The organism is Mesorhizobium sp. M0018 (genome assembly GCF_040323955.1).
Classification (GTDB): Bacteria; Pseudomonadota; Alphaproteobacteria; order Rhizobiales; family Rhizobiaceae; genus Mesorhizobium.
In genome coordinates this window covers 32,171-51,578 of record NZ_JAMYVL010000028.1, presented here as the reverse complement: position 1 = coordinate 51,578, position 19,408 = coordinate 32,171, and the positions used below count along the sequence as shown (strand labels likewise).

The following is a 19,408-nucleotide window of genomic DNA, read 5'->3' as shown; positions in this document are numbered from 1 at the left end:
GCGCGGATCGCCGGGCGCTTTCGCGTCGCTAACCCCATCGAGGCGCGCGCCCATCGTGTTCCCCCGGCTCGCAAATGCGGGCCGGTCAGTTTGCCTGCCGCGTCGCCACTTCGAAGCCGGCCTCGCGGGCGGTGGCGAGCAGCGAGAAATAGCCCTTGCTGGCATAGGTCAGCGGATGCGCCTTGGCCGGATCCTGCTCGGCTTCGACAACGAGCCAGCCTTCATAGCCGCGCGCGGCGAGGGGTTTCAGCAATGACAGGAAATCGATCGAGCCGTCGCCGGGCACGGTAAAAATGCCGTCCATTACCGCCGCCATGAAGCTCATGTCCTCGCGGCGTGCCCGTTCCAACACCGCTCTGCGAACGTCCTTGCAATGGAAATGCACGATACGGTCGAGATGCCGTTGCAGCAGCGATTGCGGGTCGCCGCCCGAAAACAGGCAGTGGCCGGTATCGAACAACAGGCCGACGCTTCGGCCCGTCGCCGCCATCAGCCCGTCGACTTCATCGTCCGTTTCGACGATGGTGCCCATGTGGTGGTGGAAGGCCATGCCGACCCCGAATGCGGCCATGCGGTCGGCGAGGGCGGTCAGTTTCACGCCATAGGACGGCCAGTCGCTGTCGGCGAGGCGCGGACGCTCGGAGATCGGTGCGAAAATGCCGTCATGGCGACCGCGCGAGGTGTCGGCGTAGACGACGATCCTGGCGCCAAGGTCGCGCAACAGCTGAAGATGTGGGGTGATCGCCGCGAACTCCTCGTCGACCGTGCGGTCGAGAATGCGGCCATCATACCAGCCGGAGACGAGTTCTAGGCCATAGGAAGACAGGAGCGGCCCAAGCACTTCGGCCTGGCGCGGAAATTTGCCGCCGAGTTCGGTGCCGCGGTAGCCGGCCAGCGCGGTTTCCGACAGGCAGGTCTCCAAGGACGTATCCCCGCCAAGCGCCGGAACGTCGTCATTGCTCCAGGTGATGGGATTGATGCCGATCTTGACCGTCATGACGCCAGGCTTTTGCGGGCTTGGGAATACAAGCCGAGCCTGCAAACTGGCGACAAAGAGGCCCTGTCACTAGGTCCAGTTCAGCCGAATCTGGCAGAACCAGTCGATGGTAACCCATTCTAGTCTTCTTTTGGGCGGCCAAAAAGGGCGCGCAGTTCGTCCTTTGCGTCCTCCAGCACTTTCTTCTGCGCCGCCGACAGGTTCTTGCCGGCGCGGTTAATGTAGAAATTCAGCATCGACATGGCGGATTGAAACGGCCCCGCCTTGCGCCGGTCGCTGTGCTCGGCCGAGCGCTTCAACGAGGCGGCGATCTTCTTGGGATCGTGGGATTCGAAGATGTGTTCCTCGAGGTCCAGCGCGTCGCTATGCCCGGTGACGTCGGCGGACCATTTCCGTTGCGCGGTCATGGCAAACTCCTTCCACTAGGTCGTTGCCGGGAAAACGTCTTATGGCGCACCCCTGTTCCACTTCGGCCCGAATCCCTGGAGCCACGGATTTGCCTGTCGTGGCGCTGCTCGGCGATGCGAATGCGCCGATAGTGGTCAGAACCGCCGATTCAAGAACTGCGGACAGGAAACGCTCTTGACCCCAATCGTCTCAAGCCAGGCAGGAAGTTCCGGCATCGACAGTGCCTATGCCTGGATACGGCTGGGCATCTCGATGCTGCTGGCAACGATCGGCGGGGTCGGCATGTGGGCGGTGGTCGTGGTGCTGCCTGCCGTGCAGGTAGAATTCGGCGTCGATCGCGCCGCTGCCTCGATGCCCTACACCGCGACCATGGTCGGCTTTGCCGCCGGCAATGTGCTGTTCGGCCGCGCCATCGACCGCATGGGGTATTGGATCCCGGCGCTGATTGCCGCGATTACACTTGGCGCCGGCTTCCTGCTGGCGTCGCTGACCAGTTCGATCCTGCAGTTCACCCTCGTCCAGGGCCTGTTGATCGGCGTTGGCTCGTCGGCGATCTTCGGGCCGCTGATCGCCGACATCTCGCACTGGTTCAACCGGCGCCGCGGCGTCGCGGTGACTGCTGCCGCATCCGGCAACTATCTCGCCGGAGCGATCTGGCCGACGGCGATGCCCTATGTCATGCAGGCGCAAGGCTGGCGCTTCACCTATGCCGCGATCGGCGCCGTCTGCCTGGTCACCATGGTGCCCTTGATCCTGCTGCTCCGGCGCGGCGCACCGCCCCAGGCGGCTCCGGGATCGCCGGGCAGCCGCGTGGTCCAGCCGATCTCCCTGTCGCCGGCGGCCTTGCAGGCGCTGCTCATCGTCGCCGGGCTCGGCTGCTGCGTGGCGATGTCGATGCCGCAAGTCCATATCGTCGCCTATTGCATGGATCTCGGCTACGGCGTGGCACATGGCGCCGATATGCTGTCGATCATGCTGGCGGCGGGCGTCGTCAGCCGGCTAGGCTCGGGCTTCCTTGCCGATCGCATCGGCGGCGTGAAAACCCTGCTGATCGGCTCGGTGCTGCAATGCCTGTCGCTGCTGTTCTATATCCCGTTCGACGGGCTTGCCTCGCTCTATGTCGTCTCGCTGGTCTTCGGCCTGTCGCAAGGCGGCATCGTGCCCTGTTATGCGATCATCGTGCGCGAATATATGCCAGCCAAGGAGGCTGGCCAGCGCGTCGGCATCGTCATGATGGCGACCATCTTCGGCATGGCGATCGGCGGCTGGATGTCGGGCTGGATCTACGATCTGACCGGCTCCTATGCCGCCGCGTTCCTCAACGGCATTGCCTGGAACCTGCTGAATATTTTGGCCATGGTGCTGCTGCTGTGGAAGGCCCGGCGCAGCGCTGCCGTGATGGCCTGAAGCACAGCGGTACGGATACAGTCTCTCCGCCGTCGCTTGACAATAGCCGAAGGCTGCGCGACGCCAGACAAGGTGTGGCAACGGGCCAGGTTGGCAAGGCAGCAGTGGCAAAGACCCTGAACATCGTCTCACGGTCGCGTCTGGGCGGTTGCCCGGCCTCGGGACCAGTATGGTGATCAAGCCGCGCACGCGCCGCGGCGGCGGCCGCCCGACCATCGCCGATGTCGCCCGCAAGGCCGGCGTCGGCGCCATTACCGTATCGCGCGCCCTGCGCGAGCCGGGGCGTGTCTCGGAAGATCTGCGCCGCCAGATCGAGTCGGCCGTGAACGAGCTCGGCTATGTGCCCGACCCGAATGCGCGGGCGCTGGCTTCGGCGCGCGCCGAGGTCTTTGGCGTTCTGGTGCCGTCGCTTACCAACAACGTCTTTGCCGAAGTGGTGCGCGGCATCTACGACAGCCTGTCGGACGGCCCTTTCCGGATCCAGCTTGGCAACACCCACTATTCCGGCCTCGAGGAAGAGCGGCTGCTGCAGGTGTTTGGCCCGCAACGCCCGGCGGCGCTGATCGTGGCCGGCATCGACCAGACGCCGGCCTCGCGAAAACTGCTGGAAACGGCGGGCTGTCCGGTGGTGCAGGTGATGGAGACCGGGCCCGATCCGGTCGACATGATGGTTGGTTTCTCGCATTTCGAGGGCGGCAGGGCGGCTGCGGAACATCTGATCGAGGCAGGCTATCGCCGGATAGGCTTCATCGGCGCGCGCATGGATCCGCGTTCGCAGCGGCGCTTGGCGGGCTATCGTACGGCGATGGAGGCGGCCGGCCTGTTCGATGCGCGGCTTACCACCACGACGCCGGTGCCCTCCAGCGTCACCCTCGGCCGCGAATTGTTCCGCGACGCGCTGGCCAAGGTGCCGAGCCTCGACGGCGTGTTCTGTAACAATGACGATATCGCCCTTGGCGTGCTGTTCGAATGCCACCGCGCTTCGATCGCCGTACCGAAGACGATCGGCATCGTCGGCTTCAACGATCTCGACATGATGGAGGTGGCGTTTCCGTCGGTCACCAGCGTTCGGACGTATCGCTACGAGATCGGCCGGCGGGCGGTCGCCATGGCGCTTGCGGCGATCGAAGGCAACAGGCCGGAACAGCGGGTCGTCGACCTCGGCTTCGAACTCAAGCGGCGTGAAAGCACGGCGCGCTGAAGCGAGCCTCGATGCAATGGCGCTTTACACTACGTCATGGTAGCGCTACCAGTTATCGCCGGGCGGTACTTCGCCCGACCATGGGAGGCTGTTTATTATACATAAGCGACAGCTCATGCTTGTTTATTATGTATAATATGATAGTTTTTGCGGGACTAGCCGGGCAACAAAGGAGGGGATCGGGCGGCATTCGGCCACCTGAACGCGCGACGGGTACGGCGGGAGGTGCCGGGCCGGAAACGCGCAAATTCATCGGCGTAACAACAAACAAAACTGCAACTGGGAGGAATATCGATGATCAAGTCACTTGTTGGCGGTATCGTTGCCGCCACTGCTTTCGTCATGCTGAGCTCGTCGGCGATCGCCGATCCTGAAATCGTCAAGGGGCCATCGGCCGAGCCTGACTGCTTCGCGCCCTGGTCGGCCGATACGCAGTTCTTCAAGTTCCCCAAGAAAGACGGCCCGTACCGCATCGCTCTGGCCAACGGCTATATCGCCAACACATGGCGCATCCAGATGGTGCAGACGGCAAAGGCCTATGCAGCGCAGCCGGACGTCGCGGCCAAGCTCAAGGAATTCAAGGTGGTCTCGACCGGCGAAGACGTGCCGGCGCAGATTTCGGCGATCAACAATTTCATCGATTCCGGCTATGACGCGATTGTCGTCAACGCCCAGAACCCGACCGCATTCGGTCCTGTCATCAAACGGGCCAAGGAAGCCGGCGTGGTGCTGGTCGCCTTCGACAACATCCTCGACACCAAGGATGCCATCAACGTCAATGTCGACCAGAAAGGCCTTGGCGAATTGTGGGGCAACTGGCTGGTCAAGCACGTGCCGAACGGCGGCAAGGTGCTGGAAGTGCGCGGCGTAGCCGGCACGTCCGTCGATACCGACCGCCATAACGGCATCCACGAGGTTCTCGACGCCTCCGGCAAGAAATGGGATGTCACCGAGGTCGTCGGCAAGTGGGATGACGGCGTTGCGCAAAAGGCTACGGCCGATGCCATCGCCACCAACGGCCCCTTCGACGGCATTACCGGACAGGGAGGCGATACCGGCATCGTGCAGGCGATGATCGATGCCAAGCATCCGTTCGTGCCGTTCGGCGGCGAGACGGAGAACGGCTTCCGCAAATTCTGCGCCAAGTTCGCCGCTGACGGCCTGAAATGCTCGTCGGCCGGCACCGGCCCGGCGCAGGTCGCGGTTGCCATCAAGACGGCGATTGCAGCACTTGAAGGCCAGGTCGTGCCGCAAGCGGTCAAGCTGCCGCTGGCGATCGTCGAGGATCCGAACTTCAAGGCAGGCCAGGACTACTTCCCCGACCAATCCGACAATTTCTTCGTCGGCAATTCCTTCCCGACCTGCGGCATCAATTTCACGGCGCAGGAAATCATGGGCCAGAGCAAGGAAAACCAGTAAACTCCGACAGCCCGACGCCGCGGGAGATCCCGCGGCGTCGGCGCTCGACATCCTAATTGCCAAGCGCCTGGGGAGGGCCGATGGACGGTGCGGTTCCGCTCTTCCGCATGGAAGGCATATCCAAACGCTATGGCGGCGTGCGCGCGCTGGAGAAGGCCGAACTGTCGGTCACTCCGGGCAGCATCCACGCCATTCTCGGCGAGAACGGCGCCGGCAAATCGACGCTGATCAAGGTCATGGCGGGGGTCGTTGCGCCCGACGAGGGCCGCATGATGCTGGACGGAAACGAAGTGAGCTTCGCTTCGCCGGCCGCTGCCAACCAGGCCGGCATCGTCTGCATCTTCCAGGAACTGTCGCTCGTCCCCGAACTCAGCGTTGCCGACAACATCGTCATTTCCGATCCGCCGAAGCGTTTCGGCATGATCGATCGCAAGGCGCAGCGCCGCATCGCCGAAGAAGCCCTCGCTCGCGCCGGCGCTTCCGATATCCATCCGCTGGCGCTGGTCAAGGATCTTCCTCTTTCAAGAAGGCAGATGGTCGAGATCGCCAAGGCACTGGCGCGCAAGCCACGCATCCTGATCCTCGACGAGGCGACCTCGGCGCTGACCGCGGCCGACGTCGCCAGAGTTTTCGCCGTGTTGAAGCGGCTGCGTTCGGAAGGGCTGGCGCTGCTCTATATATCGCACCGCATGAACGAGATCGCCGAGCTGGCCGACCAATGCACGGTGTTCCGCAATGGCCGCAATGTCGCCAGCTACGAGGCCGGTACAAAAAGCGACAACGAGGTCGTCGAACTGATGATCGGGCGCGAATACAGCCACATCTTTCCGCCCAAGCCCGCGCGGGCGGCTGCCGCAGCCACGCCGGTTCTGGAGGCGCGCAGCCTGTCCTGGACGGATCGGCTGCACGATGTCTCGCTATCGGTCGGGGCGGGCGAGGTGGTCGGGCTTGGCGGCCTCGACGGCCAGGGCCAGCGCGAATTGCTGCTCGCCTTCTTCGGTGTGCTGCGTGGCCTGTCGGGCCAGATCCTGATCGACGGCAGGCCGGTGGCGATCGCCAGCCCGGCCGCGGCGCGCGATGACCGGATCGGCATGGCGCTGATCCCGGAGGACCGCAAGACCGAAGGGCTGATGCTGCCGATGACGGTGCGCGAAAACCTCTCATTCGCTGCCCTCGACCGGCTGTCCAGGGCCGGCATCATCGATCGCGCCGCCGAGCAGCGGCTGATCGACGATATGGTGGGTCTCCTGGCGATCAAGACCGCCGGCCTCGACATTCCGGTCGGCGCGCTGTCCGGTGGCAACCAGCAGAAGGTCGTCATCGCCAAATGGCTGATGCGGCAGCCGCGCATCATCCTGCTCAACGATCCGACGCGCGGCATCGACGTCGGCACCAAGCAGGAGCTTTACCAGTTGATGCGCAAGCTTGCCGACCAGGGTGCGGCGATCCTCTTCTATTCGACCGACTATGACGAGCTGATCGGCTGCTGCGACCGCGTGCTGGTGCTCTATGACGGCGCCGTCAAGCGTGAACTGGTCGGCGCCGAAATCACCGAGCGGGCCTTGATCGCCAGCGCGCTCAACATTCACGAAGAGATGCCAAGGCAAGGAGCGGACGCGTGAAGGATTGGCGCTACTGGCTTGCTGAACAGCGCGGAACGCTGCTGGCGTTCGGCATCTTCGTCGTCATGTTCGTCATCTACACCTCGAACCATCCGGCGGGCTTCACCGCCAACGTCGTACAAACGGCCTCGAACAAGGGCGTGCTGCTCGCCTTCGTCGCCATGGCGCAAACGCTGGTGGTGATCACCGCCGGCATCGATCTTTCGGTCGGGATGATCTTCACCCTGACCAACTGCCTGGCGTCGTGGCTGGTCGTCGGCACCGGCATCGAGACGGCTGTCGGCGTCATCGCCGTGCTCGGCACCGGCCTGCTGTGCGGGGCAATCAATGGCGCCATCGTCATCTATGGACGCCTGCAGCCGATTGTCGCCACTATCGCCACCGGTGCGGTCTATTTCGGCATTGCGCTGCTGCTTCGGCCGTTTCCGGGCGGCTCGGTCAATGAAGGGCTCGCCGATGCGCTGACCGGGCGCCTGTTTGGTATCGTGCCGGCGAGCCTGGTGGCGCTGCTGGCGGTCGTGCTTGTCGTCTGGGTGCCGTTCAGCCGGTCGGTGCTCGGCCGCGCCGCCTATGCGGCCGGCTCCTCGGAGATGGCGGCCTACATGTCCGGCGTGCCGATCCGGCGTGGAAAGTTCGCCGCCTATGCGCTTGCCGGTCTGCTTGCCGCGATCGGCGGGCTGTTCCTGACGTTCTTCACCTATACCGGTGATGCGGCCTATGCCAGCGGCAACGCCTATACGCTGTTTTCGATTGCCGCGGTCGTGCTTGGCGGCGTGTCGCTGTTCGGCGGCAAGGGCAGCGCCATCGGCGCGATCTTCGGCGCGCTTGCCTTCCGCACCATCGGCGACCTGCTGTTCGTCTTCGATTTCGATCCGCTCTGGCAGCCCCTGTTCCAGGGCGTCATTCTGCTGATCGCGGTCAGCCTCGGCGCCTTCGCCCTGTTTCGGGTCCGCAACCGGCTGGAGTGGTTCCTGTGAGCGAAACGACTGTGAGTGGTCTCGCCGGCCGCATGCCGAAATTCCTCCGCCGCGCCGACCCGGCGGTGCTGACGGCGTTCGCCTGTATCGTGCTGCTGCTGTTCCTCGGCAGCCTCTATTCGCGCAGCTTCCTGTCGCCTGAATACCTTTTGCAGCAGCTCAAGGTGGCGTCGTTTCTCGGCGTCATCGCGACCGGCATGATGCTGGTCATCCTGCTCGGCCAGATCGACCTGTCGGTGCCCTGGTCGGTGGCGGCCGGCGCGATGATGGCCTGTGCCGCGGCCGCATACGGCCCGGTCGGCGTGGCGCTTGCCATTCCGTTCGGCATCTTCTGCGGTGTTCTGATCGGCATCGTCAACGGCATCGGCGTCGCCTATCTGCGCATTCCCTCGATGATCATCACGCTTGCCACCAACGCCGTCGCGCAGGGGCTGATGGTGGTCTACACGGGCGGTTTCTCGCCGCAGGATTCGGCGACCGGTGCGATGCGCTATCTGGCGACCGGCTTTGCCGTTCCTGCCGTGCCCAACGCCGTCCTCATCTGGGCGCTGATCGGCGCCGCAATGGTGTTCGTGCTGACCCGCACCGGCTTCGGCCGCACCGTCTACGGCATCGGCAATCGCGAGCGCGCAGCCTATCTTTCCGGCATCGATACAAGGCGCGTAGTGATGATCGCCTTTGCGGTTTCGGGCGGGCTCTCCGCCTTCGGCGGCGTGCTGTTGGCCGGCTATGCCTCCAAGGCGGCACAGTCGATGGGCGATGCCTATCTGCTGCCGTCGATCGCCGCGGTGGTGCTCGGCGGCACCTCGATCCTCGGTGGGCGCGGCTCCTATCTCGGCACAGTCGCCGGGGTAATCCTGATCACGCTTCTGCAGTCCATTCTCTCTGTCATGCAGATGCCGGAGGCGGGACGGCAGATCATCTACGGCGTCGTCATCGTCGCCATGCTGCTGCTCTATGGCCGCGCGCCGGCAAGCCGCTGACCTGCATGACCGGTAAAGACGTGGCATATAAGCCGGCGAGCACTGTTCGAACGGTACCCGCCATCGTGGTGATGGGCGTTGCCGGTTGCGGCAAGTCGGTTGTCGGCGAAGCGCTTGCAGCGGCATTGGGCGCCGTCTTTATCGAAGGCGACAGGCTGCATCCGCCCGAAAACGTCGCACGCATGGCGAGCGGCCAGCCGCTCACCGACGCGCTGCGCGAAGGCTGGCTCGACGCGATCGGCCAGCGAATGGCCGCGTCGGTCGCAAGCGGGCAAGGTGTGGTCGCCGCCTGCTCAGCGCTGAAACGCAGCTATCGTGATCGCCTGCGCGGCTTTTGCGCGGATATCGTTTTCGTTTACCTGGAGATCGACCCGGCAACAGCAAAACAGCGCGTCGGCAATCGCAAGGGTCATTTCATGCCGGCAAGCCTGGTCGACAGCCAGTTCGCCACGCTTGAGGCGCCAGCGGCGGACGAGGCGGCAATGACCCTGGATGGCACGCGTCCGGTCGCCGACACTGTCGCGACCGCCTTGAGCCTGCTCGCGCGCTAGATTTGCGACGTCAGTTCGACTGGGAAATCGTCATTGTCGGCGTCGCGCATGGCCGCGAGACTGCGGTTGTCCAGCACCTCGGCGATCGCCTGCCGGACCTCCAGCATCATGTGCCGAACCTGGCAGGTCGCCTCGTCGCAATCCTCGCAGCGCTGGTATTGTGTGCGGCTGGCGCAGGGGATCGGCGCCAGCGGCCCGTCGAGGACACGCACGACATGGCCGATCTTGATCTCGGAAGCCGGCCGGGCAAGGCGGTAACCGCCTTCCTTGCCCTTGCGGCTCTGGACGAAGCCGGCGTTACGCAACTCGCCCAGGATGGCATCCAGGAATTTCTTGGGGATGTTATTGGCGACCGCAATGTCGTTGACGAATGCGAGCTGGCCGACCGGCAGGCCCGACAGATGCACGAGGGCCTTGAGGCCGTATTTGCCTTTTTTGGTAAGCATGCCCCGAGTCAACCCATGAAGCCCCAACCACCTGCGTCTGGCGGCTGTTTGTGTGCAAATCATGACGGCTTGATCACGCGAAGCCGTTCGCGAAAACAAGCCGTCCGTTCTCACGGTAGGCACAAACGCGTTGATTCTTTGTAACGTTTTGGACGGAATGCGCCCGGAAAGTGCCAGAAATCACCTTTCGCGGCGCGAAAGCAAAGAAGCCGGCAAAGCCGGCTTCTGTCAAAGTTGGAAGATCGCCTCAGCGGCTGCCATAAGTCTGGTCGAGCAGGCCGCCCGCTGCAAAGTGCTCGGCCTGGACCTTGGCCCAGCCGCCGAAGACCTCCTCCACCGTCAGCAGGCGGACATCGGGAAACTCAGCCTTATATTTGGCGGCGACCGCCGCGTCCCGGGCCCGCAGGCCGTTGCGGGCGGCGATGTCCTGGCCCTCCGGCGTATAGAGGAAGTCGAGATAGGTCTTGGCGAGATCGCGCGTGCCATGCTCGTCTGCAACCGTGTCGACGATCGCCACCGGAAATTCCGCCAACAGGCTGACCGAAGGCGTTACCTGCTCGAACTTGTCCTCGCCATACTCCTTGCGGACGCCGCGCGTTTCCGACTCGAAGGTGATGAGTACGTCGCCGATTTCGCGCTGCACGAAAGTGGTGGTCGCGGCGCGCCCGCCGCTGTCGAACACCGGCACGTTGTTGAACAGCTTTGTCACGAACTCCTTCACCTTGGCATCGTCGCCCTTGAAGGCTTCCTTGGCGTAGGCGGTGGCCGCGAGATAGGTGTAGCGCGCATTGCCCGATGTTTTCGGATTGGGGAAGATCACCTGGACGTCGTCGCGCACGAGATCGTTCCAATCCTTGATGTGCTTCGGATTGCCGGCGCGCACCAGGAAGGAGGGCAGCGAATAGAAAGGCGAGGCGTTGTCCGGAAAGTCCTTCTGCCAGTCGGCGGAGATGAGGCCCTTCTTGACCAGGAAGTCGATGTCGATGACCTGGTTGAACGTGACCACGTCGGCGCCGAGGCCTTCGGCGATGGCGCGTGCTTGTGCCGAGGTTCCGGCATGCGACTGATCGATGGTGACGCCGGGGTGGCCGGCGACGAACGCCTTGTTGACCTGCGCAAACAGTTCGCGCCCGACATCATAGGAAGCATTGAGCAATTTGTCAGCCGACCAGGCTTGGGAGGATGCGAGGAAGAGGCCGGCCAACGTGGCGATGCCAAGCAAAAATCGCTTCATGAAAACAGGCTCCAATGCCATGAGCTTAATGCCGGACCATAGCGGCAAGGCATCGTGCGCGACGAGGCACGCAGAGCGGCCGCTCCACGTTGTCGATAGAAGAAATATTCCCGCTGTGGGCGATTTCTGGTTTTTTCTTTCAAGCAGAGTCTCAGGACAGCTTGGCAGCGGCGCCGATGCCGTCGGCGTGCACGATGGTTCCCGGCCGGCCAACGCGGTGCAAGGCGATTGCGTCGCCGCCCTGTCTGGCATATACAAATAGTATATACAAGGGAGCTGTTGTCATGTCTCAACACCGCCATTCAACAACCCCGCCGAAGGAGGCGAAGCTGTTTCGTAACAATCGCAGCCAGGCGGTGCGCATTCCCGTCGAGTTCGAACTTCCCGGCGAAAAGGTCTTGATCAGCCGTGAAGGCGACCGCCTGATCATCGAGCCGGTCCGCAAACCTGGCCTCACCGCACTGCTCGCGCAATGGGCGAAAGAGCCGCCGCCCGGTGCCGAGGAAGACTTTCCCGAAGTCGTGGATATGCCTGTCAAATCCGAGGAATTTTTTTGATGCGGTTCATGCTGGACACGAACATTGTCAGCGACATGATCCGAAATCCGGCCGGGAAAGCCGCAAGCGCTGTCCTGCGCGTGGGAGACGCCGCCGTGTGTACCAGCATCGTGGTCGCGTCGGAACTGCGATATGGCTGCGTCAAGAAAAGATCAGCCAAGTTGCACAAGAAGGTCGAGGAATTGCTGGCTGAGATTCCCGTCTTGCCGCTCGATGTGCCGGTGGATGCCGAGTACGGCGCGATTCGCGCAGACCTGGAAGGCAGGGGCCAGACCATCGGCCAGAATGACCTTTTTATTGCTGCCCACGCCCGTGCGCTTGGAACTACCCTGGTGACCGCCAACACCGGGGAGTTCAACCGGATCAAAGGCCTGAAGATCGAGAACTGGCTGGTGTAGCGCCTGATAGAGGATCAAGCAGCCGGAAAAAGCTTCCAGCGCCGCGGCCTGAAAGCCACGCGACTTTTCTGCGCCGCCGGATGATCGACGGGCAATTCGATCTCGACCCGCTGACGTTCGCCGCCGATTTCGAGCTCGACCCGCCTGGTGCCGGCGACGCGGCGGCTGGCGGCGACCGTGCCGGCGATGCAGCCGTTGCATTCTTCCACCAGATCGACGTCGTGCGGGCGAAAGAACAGCGTCGCTTCGCCTTGCGGTGCGTGCGGCGCGGAAAGCCCGATCGGCCGGTCGGCGATCCAGACCTGGCCGTCCTCGACCTTGACCGGAAGCGAACTCGATTCGCCGATGAAGCCGTAGACGAAGGGAGAGTTCGGCGTGTCGTAGATCTCGTCGGCGGTGCCGACCTGCTCGATGCGGCCCTGGCTCATCACCACGACACGGTCGGCAAGCTCCAGCGCCTCTTCCTGGTCATGGGTGACGAAGACCGTGGTGTGACCGGTGGCGTCGTGGATGTCGCGCAGCCAGCGGCGCAGTTCGCGGCGCACCTGCGCATCGAGCGCGCCGAACGGCTCGTCGAGCAAAAGCACGGCCGGTTCGATCGCCATGGCGCGGGCCAGCGCCACGCGCTGGCGCTGGCCGCCCGAAAGCTGTGCCGGATAGCGTTTTTCCAGACCGGAAAGCTGAACGAGGTTGAGGAGTTCCGAGGCGCGGCGTCGGATTTCCTTCGCCGACGGGCGTGACGGCCCGTGCCGGACCTTGAGTCCGAAGCCGATATTGTCGGCGACCGTCATATGGCGAAACAGCGCGTAGTGCTGGAAGACGAAGCCGACATTGCGCTCCTGAATCGACTTTTGGGAGGCATCCTCTTCGCCGAAGAAGATCTTTCCGCGGGTCGGCCGCTCCAATCCGGCAATCAGCCTGAGCAGCGTCGTCTTGCCGGAACCGGACGGTCCCAGCAGGGCGATCAGTTCTCCCGACTTGATGTCGAGCGAAACGTCGTGGAGGGCCGGAAACCGCTCAAACTCCTTGCGCACGTTGGCAACGCGAACTTCCATGCAAATCCCTTTTGTAGTTGATGCATGCCGTTATCCCAAAACCGGTTCCCACTTTTGGGCGACATCAAATCTTTGTTTTATGCATGTCGTTGTCCAAAAACCGCTACACACTTTTGGGCGACATGCATTTGTCAGTGTCCGCGCGTCGCGGCGATCTCGGCGCCGTAGCGCATCTCGAGAAGTGTTTTCAAGACCAGCGTGACGAGCGCCAGGCCGGCAAGCAGCGAAGCGACGGCAAAGGCGGCGGCGGCATTGTACTCGTTATAAAGGATTTCGACATGCAGCGGCATGGTGTTGGTCAGCCCGCGTATGTGGCCCGACACGACCGAGACGGCGCCGAACTCACCCATCGCGCGGGCATTGCACAACAGCACGCCGTAGAGCAATCCCCATTTGACGTTGGGCAACGTCACGTACCAGAACGCCTGCCAGCCATTGGCTCCAAGCGACAGGGCAGCCTCCTCGTCGCCATTGCCCTGTTCCTGCATCAGCGGGATCAATTCGCGGGCGACGAAGGGGAAGGTGACGAAGACGGTGGCCAGCACGATGCCCGGCACGGCAAACAGGATGACGATGCCATGTGCTTTCAGCCAGGCGCCGAGCAGGCCTTGCGCGCCGAACAAGAGCACGTAGACAAGCCCCGAAATGACCGGCGAGACGGAAAAGGGCAGGTCGATGAGTGTGGTCAGGAACGCCTTGCCCTTGAACTCGAACTTGGCGATCGCCCAGGCGGCGGAAATGCCGAAGACGATGTTGAGCGGCACCGAGATCGCCGCGACCAGAAGCGTCAGGCGGATCGCTGAGCGCGTATCCGGTTCGCCTAGCGCCTGTGTGTAGGCCTCGATGCCCTTGGCGAAAGCTTCCTTGAAGACGATGATCAGCGGCAAGAGCAGGAAGATGGCGAGGAACGCAAACGTTACCGCCATCAGCACGGCTTGCGCAGGGCGGCTTTCGGTTACCGCCGCCGAGCGGCTTTCGTGGTGCGGCGCGTAGGATTTGATCTCCGGGTCAGCCATAGCGCTTGCGGCTCCAGGTCTGCACCAGGTTGATGACCAGCAGCATCACGAAGGACAGCGCCAGCATGATCGCCGCGATCGCGGTCGCCGCGGCATAATTATATTCCTCGAGCCGGATGACGATCAGAAGCGGTGCGATCTCGGATTTGTAGGGCAGGTTGCCGGCGATGAAGATAACCGAGCCGTACTCGCCGACGCCGCGCGCGAAGGCCAGCGCGAAACCGGTGACGATGGCCGGTGCCAGTCCGGGAAGCAGAACACGGCTGATGATCTGGAAGCGATTGGCGCCGAGCGTGGCGGCCACTTCCTCTACCTCTTTGTCGATTTCCTCCATGATCGGCTGCACAGTGCGCACGACGAAGGGCAGCCCGATGAAGATCAGCGCGATGACGATGCCGAGCGGCGTATACGCGACCTTGATGCCGAGCGGCGTCAGCAGGCTTCCGATCCAGCCATTCGGTGCGTAAAGCGTGGTCAAAGCGATGCCGGCAACCGCCGTCGGCAGCGCGAAGGGCAGGTCGACCATGGCATCGGCGATGCGGCGGCCTGGAAAGCTGTAGCGCACCAGCACCCACGCGACGATCGTGCCGAAGACGACGTTGACCGCAGCGGCAATGAAGGCGGTGCCGAAGCTGATTTCAAGCGCGTTGATGGTGCGGCGGTCGGTGACGATCGCCCAGAAGTCGGTCCAGCCGAGCGCCGCCGAGCGCCAGACCAGCCCGGACAGGGGAATGAGGATGATGAGGGTGAGGTAGGCAAGCGAGAAGCCGAGCGTCAATCCGAAACCCGGAATGACGCTCGGCTGCCTGAATCGCCACCCCGCCTTGGCGGGTGCTGTGGTCATGTCGTCCTGATCTAAATGCTACTGGGCCGGCTTGTAGATCTGGTCGAATATACCACCATCGCCGAAATGATAAGGCTGTGCTTTCTTCCAGCCGCCAAAAAGCGGGTCGTCGATGGTGACCAGCTTGATCTCGGGCAGCTTGGCCAAGTCCTCCGCCGGCACCAGTTCGGGCTTCGAAGGGCGATAATGGTTTTTGGCGATGAGCGTCTGGCCTTCCTTGGAATAGAGGTAGCTCAGATAGGCTTCGGCAACTTTGCGCGTGCCTTTGGCGTCGACATTGGCGTCGACCACGGCTACCGGCGGCTCGGCCAGGATCGAGGTCGGCGGGTAGACGATATCGAAATTGTCGGCGCCGAACTCGTCGAGCGCCAGATAGGCCTCGTTTTCCCAGGCGAGCAGCACGTCGCCCAGCCCCTTTTGCGCGAAGGTCACGGTGGCGCCGCGCGCACCGGTGTCGAGAACCGGGACATGCGCATAGAGATTGCCGACGAATTCCTTGGTCTTGGCCTCGTCGCCGCCATCCTTGGCGCTGGCATAGGCCCAGGCGGCAAGATAGTTCCAGCGCGCGCCGCCGGAGGTTTTCGGATTGGGCGTGATCACCTGGACATCGTCCTTGACCAGATCGCCCCAATCATGAATGCCCTTGGGGTTTCCCTTGCGGACGAGGAAGATGATCGTCGAGGTGTAGGGCGCCGAATTGTTTTCGAATTTCGTTCGCCAGTCGGGATTGATCTTCTTCGTTTTCGAGACAATGGCGTTGATGTCGCCTTCGAGCGCCAGCGTCACCACGTCGGCGTCGAGCCCGTCGATCACGGCGCGCGCCTGGGCGCCGGATCCGCCATGCGACTGCTGGACGGTGACGGTCTCGCCTGTCTCGGCCTTCCAGTGGGCGACAAAGGCCTCATCGAATTGCTTGTAGAGCTCACGCGTCGGATCATAGGACACGTTGAGAATGGTGGTGTCGGCAAACGCGAAACCGAGCGTGCCGAACTGGACAGATGTGGCGACCAGTGCGCCGAGCAGTTTCCTGAAATGAGGTTTGGTCATTTCCGCCTCCGTTGAACTCGCGCCAATCTACCGAATTGATAGAATTTAGATGCATTCAATGTTGCCTTTTTTGGCCTATTGAAGCAATTTTTCGCCTAGTTTCGGCGATGCGAGAAACTATTTTCCCCGCATGGACCATGATTGCGCTCCCGACGCGATTATCTAGAGACGGCTAGCTCTTCGGCAATGGCTGCGTCGCGCCCGAAGTGTGCGGCCGGCTATTCGGCGGTAACGGGAAAGTTGAAGCGCTCTTTTGGAAACGGCTCGTTCTCCAGCGTGAAGTGCCACCATTCGCGGGCGTAATTCTTGAAGCCGCGGGCACGCATCGCCTCGACAAGTCTTTTGCGGTTAGCCACCGCTTCACTGGCTATCGGTCGGTGAGCCGTTTCGCTCGCTGGATCGAAACAGTCGAAACCCGTGCCGAAATCGAGCGTGTCGGCGTCGGTCGCGCCGCAGGCCGGTTTCGGAGCGCTCTTGCGGTCGGCTCGCGCGATCGCGGCATCGACCGTCGATCCGCGCGAATGGGTGGACAGTTCGCCGATATAGCCCTTGGCGATGAGATCCTTGCGCTTGACCTTTGGGTACCATTGCGGGTCCGGTGGTCCACTCTTTTTTGTCCAGTCACGCATGTCGGAGACAGCCCGCGCAGGGCGATAGCAGTCGAACACGACCAGCGTCAGTCCTTCGGCGGCAATCGCTTTCTGCACTGCCGAAAGCGCTTGCGCCGCTTGCCTGGTGAGGACGCACACCGGCGCATCGTAGCCGCTTACCTTGCGATGCAGGAAATTTTCGAGGCCGGCATAGCGGATATCCTGCCGGATTTTGGGATCGATGTCGGCTAGCCGAACAAAGGTGGCGGGGAGGGTGTCAGCAAAGGCCGAGGAAATACCGGCGGCCGAAAGCAAGACGTAAAACCCAATCCCCTGAATCACCTGCCGGAAATTATTCAAGGGAAACTTTCACTCGACGAAAACCTTCACACTGGCCGCGCGTCCCGCCGCGTCGATCACGGTCAGGGTCGAATAGCCGGCGCCGTCCGGCTGCCAGGTCGCGGTGCGCCGCCGGTCGATGCCGACCAGCGGCTTGCCGTTGGCCAGCCAGCGGAATGGTGCGCGGCCGCCTTGCAGCTTGAGCACCAGCGGCGAGGCGTCGGCCGAGGAAGTGCCGAGATCGACGCGAGCGCCGTCGGGCGGAAAGATGATGGTTGGCGCAGGTTCGGTCGGCGTCGCCTGCACCAGCCCATCGGTGCCGGCGCCGAAGCGCGTCAGCGTCACCGGCAGTTCCTCGCGTTTCGGACGCCGGACGCCGGACGGCTGGCTCGGCAGTGGTACGGCGGCCAGGCCGGAACGGACAAAGCCTTCGAACAGGATGGGCGCAGCCGAGACATAGCCGGACAGGCCGGGCACCGCACCGGCGTCGGGGCGGCCGACCCAGACGCCGAGCACGTAGCGGCCGTCGAAGCCGACCGACCAGGCGTCGCGATAGCCGTAGGAGGTGCCGGTCTTGTAGGCGATGCCGCGTTGGGCGGCACCCTGGGGAGGCTTGACGCCTGACAGGATGTCGGTGATCTGCCAGGCCGCCTGCCCGTCGAGGATGGTGGTGGTCGAGCGTTCGGCATTCGCCGGCTCGGTGCCGTCATGCAGCGTGTGTGCCTTGCCGCCATTGGCAAGGCCGGCATAGAGTTGGACCAGGTCGCGCAGGGTCACCCCGACGCCGCCGAGGCCGATCGCCAGGCCGGGCGCTTCGTTGACGGGCAGGATAGGGGTCACATCGGCCTGGCGAAAGCGTGCCATCAGCCGGGCCGGGCCGACCGCGTCGAGCACGCGGATCGCCGGCACGTTGAGCGACAATTGCAGCGCCTGCCTGATGCTGACATCGCCCTGATAGCCCATGTCGAAGTTCTTCGGCCGATACCCGGAGAAATCGGCTGGGCTGTCCTCGATCAGCATCTCCTGCGCCACCAGGCCTTGTTCGAAGGCGAGGCCGTAGATGAACGGCTTCAGCGTCGAGCCAGGCGAGCGAACGACCTTGGTCATGTCGATCCAGCCCGAACGGCTGGCATCGAAGAAATCGGCAGAGCCGACCTCACCAAGAATATCGCCGGTACGGGCATCGGCCAGTACCATGGCCACCGAGAGGCGAGGGCCGAGCCTGGCGGCCGCATCCTTGGCCACCTGCTCCAGCCCTTCCTGGACACTCTTGCGGATCGTCAGTTGCAGCTTCTGGCCGGGAATGGCCTTGGACAGCATCGTATAGGCCGCATGGGCAGCGAGCGCCGGCAAGGTCCGCCGCAGCCCCGACACATCGTCGAGCGCGGCACGCGCGGCCTCACGTTCGCCGAGCAGGCCTGCCGAGACCATGCGGGTCAGCACGCGGTCGCGGGCAGCATGGGCGACGTCGAGGTTGCGGTCAGGGCGCCGCTTTTCCGGCAATTGCGGCAAAGCGACGAGCAGGGCCGCCTCCGAGACCGTCAGCCGTTTCGGCTCCTTGCCGAAATAGGCAAGCGAAGCGGCGCGCACACCTTCGAGATTGCCGCCATAGGGCGCCAGCGTCAGATAGCGTTCGAGGATCTCGCGCTTGGAAAGCCGCCGTTCGATCTGGAGGGCGCGCAGCATCTGCTTGATCTTCGAGCCGAGGCTGCGGCTGTCGCGCGGTTCGATCAGCCGGGCGAGTTGCATCGGCAGCGTCGAACCACCGGAGACGATATGGCCGCTGGTCGCGAACTGGCCGGCGGCACGCGCCAGTGCCAGCACGTCGACGCCTTGATGATCCCAGAAACGCTTGTCCTCATAGGTGACCAGCATGTCGACGAACTGCTTGTCGACCTGGTCCAGGCTGGTGGCGAGCCGCCAGTAGCCATCCGGCGTAGCGAAGGCGCGCAGCAGCTGGCCGTCTCGGTCCTGCACCTCGGTCGAGACCGTCAAAGCAGCCGGCAGCGGCGGCGGAAATGCGCGGTCGAGCTGCCAGAGGCCGAAGGCGGTGATTGCCGCGAGACCGGCCAAGGAAATGCCCGTGATGGCCGCTCGGCGCAGGAATTTTCTGGAGAGCATGGCGCCGCCCCTCATCCGCCTGCCGGCACCTTCTCCCCGTTTAGTGACGGGGAGAAGGGGGCTGTCGCGACCCTTGGCGCCTTTTCTGCGACGTTAAAGTTCGGCGAAAACTTCGGCGCATGGCTCTTTCTCCCCGTCTCTATACGGGGAGAAATGCCCGGCAGGGCAATGAGGGGCAGCGCCATCGCCATATTCC

General features: G+C 63.4%; 20 protein-coding genes. 9 read left to right on the top strand and 11 right to left on the bottom strand.

Annotated features, from left to right (window positions below; all coding sequences use genetic code 11):
- Positions 1-85: 85 nt before the first annotated feature.
- Both iolE and NKJ81_RS28355 read right to left on the bottom strand, forming a co-directional pair.
- Positions 86-997: a myo-inosose-2 dehydratase gene (gene iolE, locus NKJ81_RS28360; RefSeq protein ID WP_352542448.1), complete on the bottom strand. Its 912-nt coding sequence runs from the start codon at positions 995-997 to the stop codon at positions 86-88.
- A 119-nt stretch (positions 998-1,116) separates the two neighbouring features.
- Positions 1,117-1,404, bottom strand: coding sequence for a DUF3175 domain-containing protein (locus tag NKJ81_RS28355; RefSeq protein WP_352542447.1), 288 nt, complete (start codon positions 1,402-1,404; stop codon positions 1,117-1,119).
- Positions 1,405-1,579: 175 nt separating this feature from the next.
- On the opposite strand from NKJ81_RS28355, the gene NKJ81_RS28350 reads away from it, so the two are divergent.
- The 7 genes from NKJ81_RS28350 (at position 1,580) to NKJ81_RS28320 (ending at position 9,565) form a co-directional block, all read left to right on the top strand.
- A complete protein-coding gene (locus NKJ81_RS28350) occupies positions 1,580-2,812 on the top strand; it encodes an MFS transporter (RefSeq protein ID WP_352542446.1) in 1,233 nt (410 codons plus the stop codon).
- A 169-nt stretch (positions 2,813-2,981) separates the two neighbouring features.
- The gene (gene gntR, locus NKJ81_RS28345) at positions 2,982-4,013 is read left to right on the top strand and encodes an HTH-type transcriptional regulator GntR (RefSeq protein WP_352542445.1); all 1,032 of its coding nucleotides are present in this window, start codon (positions 2,982-2,984) and stop codon (positions 4,011-4,013) included.
- A gap of 294 nt (positions 4,014-4,307) precedes the next feature.
- Positions 4,308-5,432, top strand: a complete 1,125-nt coding sequence (locus NKJ81_RS28340; protein WP_352473506.1) for a sugar ABC transporter substrate-binding protein — start codon at positions 4,308-4,310, stop codon at positions 5,430-5,432.
- Between the two features lie 80 nt (positions 5,433-5,512).
- On the top strand, positions 5,513-7,054 hold the full coding sequence (locus NKJ81_RS28335) for a sugar ABC transporter ATP-binding protein (RefSeq protein WP_352542444.1): 1,542 nt from the start codon (positions 5,513-5,515) through the stop codon (positions 7,052-7,054).
- Positions 7,051-8,031, top strand: coding sequence for an ABC transporter permease (locus tag NKJ81_RS28330; RefSeq protein ID WP_352465245.1), 981 nt, complete (start codon positions 7,051-7,053; stop codon positions 8,029-8,031). Before NKJ81_RS28335 ends, NKJ81_RS28330 begins: the two co-directional genes overlap by 4 nt.
- Positions 8,028-9,014, top strand: a complete 987-nt coding sequence (locus tag NKJ81_RS28325) for an ABC transporter permease (protein ID WP_352465244.1) — start codon at positions 8,028-8,030, stop codon at positions 9,012-9,014. The genes NKJ81_RS28330 and NKJ81_RS28325 overlap by 4 nt, the downstream gene beginning before the upstream one ends.
- Positions 9,015-9,019: 5 nt before the next feature.
- On the top strand, positions 9,020-9,565 hold the full coding sequence (locus tag NKJ81_RS28320) for a gluconokinase (RefSeq protein ID WP_352542443.1): 546 nt from the start codon (positions 9,020-9,022) through the stop codon (positions 9,563-9,565).
- Here the strand turns inward: NKJ81_RS28320 and NKJ81_RS28315 are convergent.
- Together NKJ81_RS28315 and NKJ81_RS28310 are read right to left on the bottom strand one after the other, a co-directional pair.
- A complete protein-coding gene (locus NKJ81_RS28315; protein ID WP_006202816.1) occupies positions 9,562-10,011 on the bottom strand; it encodes an RrF2 family transcriptional regulator in 450 nt (149 codons plus the stop codon). The two genes, NKJ81_RS28320 and NKJ81_RS28315, sit on opposite strands and share 4 nt — an antisense overlap.
- Before the next feature lie 247 nt (positions 10,012-10,258).
- Entirely contained in the window at positions 10,259-11,245 is a 987-nt protein-coding gene (locus NKJ81_RS28310) for a sulfate ABC transporter substrate-binding protein (protein WP_352473511.1), read from the bottom strand.
- Between the two features lie 284 nt (positions 11,246-11,529).
- Here NKJ81_RS28310 and NKJ81_RS28305 point away from each other — a divergent pair, with 284 nt between their 5' ends.
- Positions 11,530-11,802, top strand: a complete 273-nt coding sequence (locus NKJ81_RS28305; RefSeq protein WP_352542461.1) for an antitoxin — start codon at positions 11,530-11,532, stop codon at positions 11,800-11,802.
- Entirely contained in the window at positions 11,802-12,200 is a 399-nt protein-coding gene (locus NKJ81_RS28300; RefSeq protein WP_502904345.1) for a type II toxin-antitoxin system VapC family toxin, read from the top strand. The genes NKJ81_RS28305 and NKJ81_RS28300 overlap by 1 nt, the downstream gene beginning before the upstream one ends.
- A gap of 14 nt (positions 12,201-12,214) precedes the next feature.
- On the opposite strand, the gene NKJ81_RS28295 is transcribed toward NKJ81_RS28300, so the two are convergent.
- The 7 genes from NKJ81_RS28295 to NKJ81_RS28265 form a co-directional block, all read right to left on the bottom strand.
- Entirely contained in the window at positions 12,215-13,255 is a 1,041-nt protein-coding gene (locus NKJ81_RS28295; RefSeq protein WP_352465240.1) for a sulfate/molybdate ABC transporter ATP-binding protein, read from the bottom strand.
- A gap of 131 nt (positions 13,256-13,386) precedes the next feature.
- Positions 13,387-14,271: a sulfate ABC transporter permease subunit CysW gene (gene cysW, locus NKJ81_RS28290; RefSeq protein WP_352473513.1), complete on the bottom strand. Its 885-nt coding sequence runs from the start codon at positions 14,269-14,271 to the stop codon at positions 13,387-13,389.
- Positions 14,264-15,115, bottom strand: a complete 852-nt coding sequence (gene cysT, locus NKJ81_RS28285) for a sulfate ABC transporter permease subunit CysT (protein ID WP_352473514.1) — start codon at positions 15,113-15,115, stop codon at positions 14,264-14,266. The genes cysW and cysT overlap by 8 nt, the downstream gene beginning before the upstream one ends.
- 18 nt (positions 15,116-15,133) lie before the next feature.
- Positions 15,134-16,162, bottom strand: a complete 1,029-nt coding sequence (locus tag NKJ81_RS28280) for a sulfate ABC transporter substrate-binding protein (protein ID WP_352473515.1) — start codon at positions 16,160-16,162, stop codon at positions 15,134-15,136.
- Positions 16,163-16,380: 218 nt separating this feature from the next.
- The gene (locus tag NKJ81_RS28275; protein ID WP_352542441.1) at positions 16,381-17,067 is read right to left on the bottom strand and encodes a M15 family metallopeptidase; all 687 of its coding nucleotides are present in this window, start codon (positions 17,065-17,067) and stop codon (positions 16,381-16,383) included.
- Positions 17,068-17,121: 54 nt separating this feature from the next.
- Positions 17,122-19,212 (bottom strand): penicillin-binding protein 1C, encoded by a 2,091-nt coding sequence (pbpC, locus tag NKJ81_RS28270; protein ID WP_352542440.1) that lies wholly within the window; start codon positions 19,210-19,212, stop codon positions 17,122-17,124.
- An 11-nt stretch (positions 19,213-19,223) separates the two neighbouring features.
- A complete protein-coding gene (locus NKJ81_RS28265) occupies positions 19,224-19,403 on the bottom strand; it encodes a hypothetical protein (protein ID WP_352542439.1) in 180 nt (59 codons plus the stop codon).
- Between the last annotated feature and the right edge of the window lie 5 nt (positions 19,404-19,408).